8 protein-coding genes are annotated in these 7163 nt (G+C 53.7%); 4 read left to right on the top strand and 4 right to left on the bottom strand.

Going from position 1 to position 7163, the window contains the following annotated elements:
* Window positions 1-107: 107 nt before the first annotated feature.
* From HMPREF2959_RS10105 to HMPREF2959_RS10090, 4 genes are all read left to right on the top strand, one after another.
* Window positions 108-737, top strand: coding sequence for a CadD family cadmium resistance transporter (locus tag HMPREF2959_RS10105; protein WP_002214827.1), 630 nt, complete (start codon window positions 108-110; stop codon window positions 735-737).
* A 145-nt stretch (window positions 738-882) separates the two neighbouring features.
* On the top strand, window positions 883-2544 hold the full coding sequence (locus tag HMPREF2959_RS10100) for an ArnT family glycosyltransferase (RefSeq protein ID WP_002256962.1): 1662 nt from the start codon (window positions 883-885) through the stop codon (window positions 2542-2544).
* A gap of 270 nt (window positions 2545-2814) precedes the next feature.
* Window positions 2815-3420, top strand: coding sequence for a glutathione S-transferase N-terminal domain-containing protein (locus HMPREF2959_RS10095; protein WP_002214825.1), 606 nt, complete (start codon window positions 2815-2817; stop codon window positions 3418-3420).
* 68 nt (window positions 3421-3488) lie between these two features.
* Window positions 3489-3881 carry a ClpXP protease specificity-enhancing factor gene (locus HMPREF2959_RS10090; protein WP_070696753.1) on the top strand — a complete coding sequence of 131 codons (393 nt, stop codon included), beginning with the start codon at window positions 3489-3491 and terminating at the stop codon, window positions 3879-3881.
* A gap of 28 nt (window positions 3882-3909) precedes the next feature.
* Here the strand turns inward: HMPREF2959_RS10090 and HMPREF2959_RS12675 are convergent, their stop codons facing one another.
* The 4 genes from HMPREF2959_RS12675 to ltgA all read right to left on the bottom strand — a co-directional run bounded on the left by HMPREF2959_RS12675 (window position 3910) and on the right by ltgA (window position 7006).
* Complete coding sequence (locus HMPREF2959_RS12675; protein WP_168165461.1) at window positions 3910-4059, bottom strand: hypothetical protein; 150 nt, start codon at window positions 4057-4059, stop codon at window positions 3910-3912.
* A 20-nt stretch (window positions 4060-4079) separates the two neighbouring features.
* A complete protein-coding gene (locus HMPREF2959_RS10080) occupies window positions 4080-4526 on the bottom strand; it encodes a GatB/YqeY domain-containing protein (RefSeq protein ID WP_002234204.1) in 447 nt (148 codons plus the stop codon).
* Between the two features lie 131 nt (window positions 4527-4657).
* The gene (gene rpsU, locus HMPREF2959_RS10075) at window positions 4658-4870 is read right to left on the bottom strand and encodes a 30S ribosomal protein S21 (RefSeq protein WP_002214819.1); all 213 of its coding nucleotides are present in this window, start codon (window positions 4868-4870) and stop codon (window positions 4658-4660) included.
* A gap of 288 nt (window positions 4871-5158) precedes the next feature.
* Entirely contained in the window at window positions 5159-7006 is a 1848-nt protein-coding gene (gene ltgA, locus HMPREF2959_RS10070; protein WP_070696748.1) for a lytic transglycosylase LtgA, read from the bottom strand.
* Between the last annotated feature and the right edge of the window lie 157 nt (window positions 7007-7163).

The raw sequence follows: 7163 nt of genomic DNA, 5'->3' as shown, positions 1-7163 counted from the left end.
GCCGTACTGGTTTTTGTTAATCCACTATATTTTGACGGGGTTGAAGTTGACATCTACAAGGTTTAATGTTTGAATACATTCAAAAATATATTTGAATGAGATGTTTTATGATTCAAAATGTCGTTACTTCAATAATCCTGTATTCTGGGACAGCCGTAGACTTACTTATTATCCTAATGTTATTTTTTGCCAAAAGAAAAAGCAGAAAAGACATCATTAACATCTATTTAGGACAATTTCTAGGCTCTGTTAGCCTGATATTGCTAAGTTTGCTTTTTGCATTTGTCTTAGATTATATTCCTAGTAAAGAGATTTTAGGTTTGCTCGGCTTGATTCCGATTTTCCTAGGCCTCAAAGTTTTGCTTTTAGGGGATTCTGATGGAGAGGCTATTGCCAAAGAGGGTTTGCGCAAAGATAATAAAAACCTGATTTTTCTAGTCGCTATGATTACTTTTGCAAGTTGTGGTGCTGACAATATTGGTGTCTTTGTCCCATATTTTACTACCTTAAATTTAGCGAATTTGATAGTGGCTTTACTTACCTTTCTAGTCATGATTTATCTCTTGGTTTTTTCTGCCCAAAAATTAGCACAAGTCCCTTCTGTTGGAGAAACTTTGGAAAAATATAGCAGATGGTTTGTTGCTGTTGTTTATTTGGGATTGGGGGTATATATCCTGATTGAAAACAACAGTTTTGATATGCTATGGACTGTGTCGGGCCAGGAAAAAATATTATGAAAAAGATAGTATCTGCAAAGACTGCCATGTGCAGTCTTTTTTGTTGCCGGTCTTTTTGTGTCTGATGCCGTCTGAAGCAGTCTCTGCACGACCTTTGTGCGAATATTTGCTACACTTGGCAATCCGTCCATTTCTTCTCACACTTATGCTGACCTATACCCCGCCCGATGCCCGCCCGCCCGCCAAAACCCACGAAAAACCGTGGCTGCTGCTGTTGATGGCGTTTGCCTGGTTGTGGCCGGGTGTATTTTCACATGATTTATGGAATCCTGCCGAACCTGCCGTCTATACCGCCGTCGAAGCACTGGCAGGCAGCCCCACCCCTTTGGTTGCCCATCTGTTCGGTCAAACCGATTTCGGCATACCGCCCGTGTATCTTTGGGTTGCCGCCGCGTTCAAACATTTGCTGTCGCCGTGGGCAGCCGACCCGTATGATGCCGCACGCTTTGCCGGCGTGTTTTTCGCCGTTGTCGGACTGACTTCCTGCGGCTTTGCCGGTTTCAACTTTTTGGGCAGACACCACGGGCGCAGCGTCGTCCTGATTCTCATCGGCTGTATCGGGCTGATTCCAGTTGCCCATTTCCTCAATCCCGCCGCCGCCGCCTTTGCCGCCGCCGGACTGGTGCTGCACGGTTATTCTTTGGCTCGCCGGCGCGTGATTGCCGCCTCTTTTCTGCTCGGTACGGGCTGGACGCTGATGTCGTTGGCAGCAGCTTATCCGGCAGCATTTGCCCTGATGCTGCCCTTGCCCGTACTGATGTTTTTCCGTCCGTGGCAAAGCAGGCGTTTGATGTTGACGGCAGTCGCCTCACTTGCCTTTGCCCTGCCGCTTATGACCGTTTACCCGCTGCTCTTGGCAAAAACGCAGCCCGCGCTGTTCGCGCAATGGCTCGACGATCACGTTTTCGGTACGTTCGGCGGCGTGCGGCACGTTCAGACGGCATTCAGTTTGTTTTACTATCTGAAAAACCTGCTTTGGTTTGCATTGCCTGCGCTGCCGCTGGCGGTTTGGACGGTATGCCGCACGCGTCTGTTTTCGACCGATTGGGGGATTTTGGGCGTTGTGTGGATGGTTGCCGTTTTGGTGCTGCTTGCCGCCAATCCGCAGCGTTTTCAGGACAACCTCGTCTGGCTGCTGCCACCGCTTGCCCTGTTCGGCGCGGCGCAACTGGACAGCCTGAGGCGCGGCGCGGCGGCGTTTGTCAACTGGTTCGGCATTATGGCGTTCGGACTGTTTGCCGTGTTCCTGTGGACGGGCTTTTTTGCGATGAATTACGGCTGGCCCGCCAAGCTTGCCGAACGTGCCGCCTATTTCAGCCCGTATTATGTTCCTGATATCGATCCTATTCCGATGGCGGTTGCCGTACTGTTCACACCCTTGTGGCTGTGGGCGATTACCCGGAAAAACATACGCGGCAGGCAGGCGGTTACCAACTGGGCGGCAGGCGTTACCCTGACCTGGGCTTTGCTGATGACGCTGTTCCTGCCGTGGCTGGACGCGGCGAAAAGCCACGCGCCGGTCGTCCGGAGTATGGAGGCATCGCTTTCCCCGGAATTGAAACGGGAGCTTTCAGACGGCATCGAGTGTATCGGCATAGGCGGCGGCGACCTGCACACGCGGATTGTTTGGACGCAGTACGGCACATTGCCGCACCGCGTCGGCGATGTACAATGCCGCTACCGCATCGTCCTCCTGCCCCAAAATGCGGATGCGCCGCAAGGCTGGCAGACGGTTTGGCAGGGTGCGCGTCCGCGCAACAAAGACAGTAAGTTCGCACTGATACGGAAAATCGGGGAAAATATATAAAAAACAACAGATTGAGCCGAATTTCTGGATTAAGTGCCGGAAATCGCGTATAATTGCGCGATTAAACCCTTATATAGTGGATTAAATTTAAATCAGGACAAGGCGACGAAGCCGCAGACAGTACAGATGGTACGGAACCGACTCACTTGGTGCTTCAGCACCTTAGAGAATCGTTCTCTTTGAGCTAAGGCGAGGCAACGCCGTACTGGTTTTTGTTAATCCACTATAAATCAGCCGTTTTACAGGCATCACACAGGAGCGACAATTATTATGATGACCCTCTATTCCGGCATTACCTGCCCCTTCAGCCACCGCTGCCGTTTCGTTTTGTACGAAAAAGGTATGGATTTTGAAATCAAAGACGTCGATATTTACAACAAACCCGAAGACCTCGCCGTCATGAACCCGTATAACCAAGTCCCTGTGCTGGTCGAACGCGATTTGGTGCTGCACGAGTCCAACATCATCAACGAATACATCGACGAACGCTTCCCCCATCCGCAGCTTATGCCCGGCGATCCCGTTATGCGCGGCAGGGGCCGGCTGGTGCTGTACCGTATGGAAAAAGAATTGTTCAACCACGTCCAAGTTTTGGAAAACCCCGCCGCCACCAACAAGGAACAGGCAAAAGCGCGCGAAGCCATCGGCAACGGTCTGACCATGCTTGCCCCTTCGTTCAGCAAAAGCAAATACATCCTCGGCGAAGATTTTTCTATGATTGATGTCGCCCTTGCTCCGCTGCTGTGGCGGCTCGACCACTACGATGTCAAACTGGGCAAAAGTGCCGCGCCGCTGCTCAAATACGCCGAGCGCATCTTCCAGCGCGAAGCCTTTATCGAAGCACTGACACCCGCCGAAAAAGCCATGCGCAAATAAGTTTGAAATGCCTGTAAAACCTGACGGTTTCAGGCATTTCTATATTCAGGCACATTATGGGGAGCATTATGACTACTTCCACCAAACCCTATATCCTCCGCGCACTTTGCGAATGGTGCAGCGACAACAGCCTCACGCCGCATATCCTCGTCTGGGTCAACGAACACACGCGCGTTCCTATGCAGTATGTCCGCGACAACGAAATTATGCTCAACATCGGCGCGACCGCCACGCAAAACCTTCAAATCGACAACGATTGGATCAGTTTTTCCGCCCGCTTCGGCGGACAGGCGCACGATATATGGATACCTGTCGGACACGTCCTCAGCCTTTTCGCACGGGAGACCGGCGAAGGTATGGGGTTTGAATTGGAAGCGTATCGCCCCGACACGCCGCCTGAAAACACCTCTGCCGAAACCGCGCCCCGGCCCGCCAAAAAAGGCTTGAAATTGGTCAAATAAATCTATGCCGTCTGAACGGAATCGTGTTTCAGACGGCATTTTGTCCGATGGGGCGCAAACGGAATCCGTTTATCGGCAAAACCCGTTTCGGTGTATCGAAACCGTGTTGCCCCTGCCGATTCGATATTGGGACATTGAAAATGCCGTCTGAACCTGCGATATGGGGTTCAGACGGCATTTTTCCTTATATTCATACAATCAGGCGGTCAGCACGGCTTTCAGGATTTTGTTGACTTCGCCCATATCGGCTTTGCCGGCAAGTCGGGTTTTCAATACGCCCATCACTTTGCCCATATCCGCCATACCTGCCGCGCCGGTTTCGGCAACGGCGGCATCGACCGCAGTACGGATTTCCCCGGCGGAGAGCATTTGGGGAAGGTAGCGGTGCAGTACCTCGATTTCGGCGTTTTCTTTGTCTGCCAAATCCTGACGGCCGGCTTCAGTGTAGATTTTCGCGCTGTCTTTTCGCTGTTTGACCATTTTGGTCAGGATGGCGGTGATTTTGGCATCGTCGGCTTCGGTGCGTTCGTCCACTTCAAACTGTTTGACGGCGGCGTTGATGAGGCGGATGGTGCCGAGGGAAACTTGGTCTTTGGCGCGCATCGCGGTTTTCATGTCTTCGGTAAGGCGGATTTTCAGGCTCATAATGTCCTCGCTGGGATGTCGGATAGAAACGGCGGGTTTCGATGCCGTCTGAAAAGCAAAACACACCGCAGAGCAGGTCTTGCGGTGTGTCCTCATATCACAGGGCTGACCTGTAATCTGTACTTGAACGTTTAGTACATTTTGGGCGGCAGTTGTTGGCTGCGCAGGCGTTTTTGCAGGCGTTTTACGGCTGCCGCTTTTTTGCGTTTGCGTTCGGTAGTCGGTTTTTCGTAGGCTTCGCGGGCGCGCAGCTCGGTCAGCAGGCCGGTTTTTTCTACGGCGCGTTTGAAACGGCGCATAGCGACTTCAAATGGTTCATTCTCTTTTACGCGGATTGCAGGCATTTTATTTCCTTTAATAAATTCGGTTGTTTCATCTGCCCATCATATCGGTGGAAAGGGTAGGGCAGACGGTGTTGAAGGTTTACCGTATCGCTGTGCCTTGCGGCGGCGGGATACGCGCCGTGACGGAAACATCACCTCCTAACGGGTCGGCTTGTGCCGTGTCAAGCTGCTTGAAAAAGCAGGAAAAACAATTTTCGGATTGTCTTATATTTATGGTTCGCCGTCAATGCCGTTCGGGATAAAAATGCCGTCTGAAAGACCGGGCGGGTTTCAGACGGCATCGGTACGTCAGCGGGCGGGGACAATGCCCATACGCTGTTTGAGCGGGATGTGCGGCGCGCCGAAGAGGGAGGCGTAGTAGGCGGCATTGGCCATCACTTTTTTGACATAGTCGCGCGTTTCGGAAAACGGGATGGTTTCGGCATATACCGCGCCTTCGAGGGGCGTGTCCGCCTGCCATCGGCGCGCCCTGCCGGGACCGGCGTTATAGCCTGCGGTGGCGAGGACTTCGTTGTTTTGCAGGCGGCGTTTGGTGTCCGCCATATACCACGTCCCCATACGGATATTGCCGTCGGCGGTGTAAAGTTGTGCGGCATCCATACCGATTTTGCCGGCGATTTCGCGCGCGGTGGCAGGCATAACCTGCATCAGCCCCTGCGCGCCTACGCGGGATTGCGCGCCCATAACGAAGCGGCTTTCCTGACGAATCAGCCCGTAAACCCACGCCGGATCGACATTAACATTTTGCGCGTGGCGGATTACCGTGTCTTTAAACGGCGAAATGTAGCGCAAGGTGTAGTTGAGTTTGCGGTCGGTGCGTTCCGCGCTGTTGACCGCCATATCGTAAAAACCGTGGTCGAACGCGGTTTGCGCGGCGGTCAGCAGCTTGTCTTCATCGAAGCCGCGTGTGGCGAAACGCCATTCCGCCTGAGCCTGACGGCGCATTTTCGCATCGCCGGCGGTTCGGCTGTTTCGGAACAGCACCAGCGCGCGCTTAATCGCGCCGTCTTCCGCCATACGGAGGACGCTGTTTTTGCCGGCATCGGGCACATTGTTGCGCGTATCGATTTTGCGCCCCAACTCTTCCCCCGCCAGCACCGCATAAAAATTCCTGCCCGTCGCTGCCGCCTGTTTGTAAAGTTTTTCCGCCTCTTGCGTGTTGCCCGTTGCGGCGCGACTGCGTGCCAGCCAGTAGAGCCAGGTCGGGCTTTTTTGCAGTTTTTCGGGCATATGCGAGATTACGGAAGCCAGCTCGTCCCAACGTCGGGCGCGCAAGGCGGCGCGGGCGTACCACTCGATTTGGTCGTCGGTCAGTTGGCGGCGGTCGGCAACTTTGCCGTAATAGTCCAAGGCGGCAGGCACATTGAGGTTTTGCGACTGATAATGCCCCAATACGCCCCACGCGAAACTGCGTTGTTCGAGGCTTAAACCGCTTTCCATTTCGGACAGCAGGGCGGCGGCATTCGGCGATTTGCGTGCTTCTTTGCCGATGACGTTCAACAGGGCGTATTCGCGCGAACCTTGTGTACCGCCGTCAAACGGGCTGCCCAATGCGGCGGCAAGGTTGCGTGCGTCTGTGGTTTGGCGGCCGGCCAGCAGTCCGCGCACGCGCCTCCAGGCGTCGTTGCCGTCCAACAAGCCGGATGCGGCTGCCTGTTCCAACAGTTTGGTGCAGCCCGAAGGCAGTTTGCCCGTATTTTTAACCAGTTCGGCGGCACGCGTATAGTCGTTGCGGCTCGAATCGGCGTAGCATTCGACTTCTTGGGCGCGCCCTGCCGGTTCGAGTTTGGCGTATTCCTGTGCAAACAGCGTCCACTGTCTGCGTGCGCCCAAAGACTTCAGCCACTCGTTGCGGACATTTTCCGCCATCGCACTGTCGCCGGCGTTTTCCAAATAGGCGGCGACGACGGCATCGTTTTTCTGTTTCACTGCATCCAGTGCGGACGGGTAGCCGCCGTAATCTGCCAGCGTTTTTCCTTCGGGTTCGGCAGGGCGGGTGGGAACGCTTGCCGAAAGATCGGCAGTTTCTATATTGTCTGCCAGGGTCTTGCTGCTGGGCGCGTGTGTCGAAGAACACGCGGCAAGCACCAGGGCCGCCAGCAGCGGCAGGGAATGCTTCATAGAGGGTAGGTACATCGGATTTCCTTAAGAATCGGAACCCTGAACGGTCAGGGTTGGAAAAGACAAAATGCCGTCTGAACAGGCGTTTGCCCGAATTATATGCCGAAACTGCACCGCCTTTGGAATGTTTCCGACATAATTTATAGTGGATTAAATTTAAACCAGTACGGCG

Origin of the sequence: Neisseria sp. HMSC070F02, assembly GCF_001814225.1 — a bacterium.
In the GTDB taxonomy this organism is placed as follows: domain Bacteria; phylum Pseudomonadota; class Gammaproteobacteria; order Burkholderiales; family Neisseriaceae; genus Neisseria; species Neisseria meningitidis.
The sequence above is the reverse complement of the archived record's forward strand: the minus strand, read 5'-3'. Positions and strand labels throughout refer to the sequence as shown.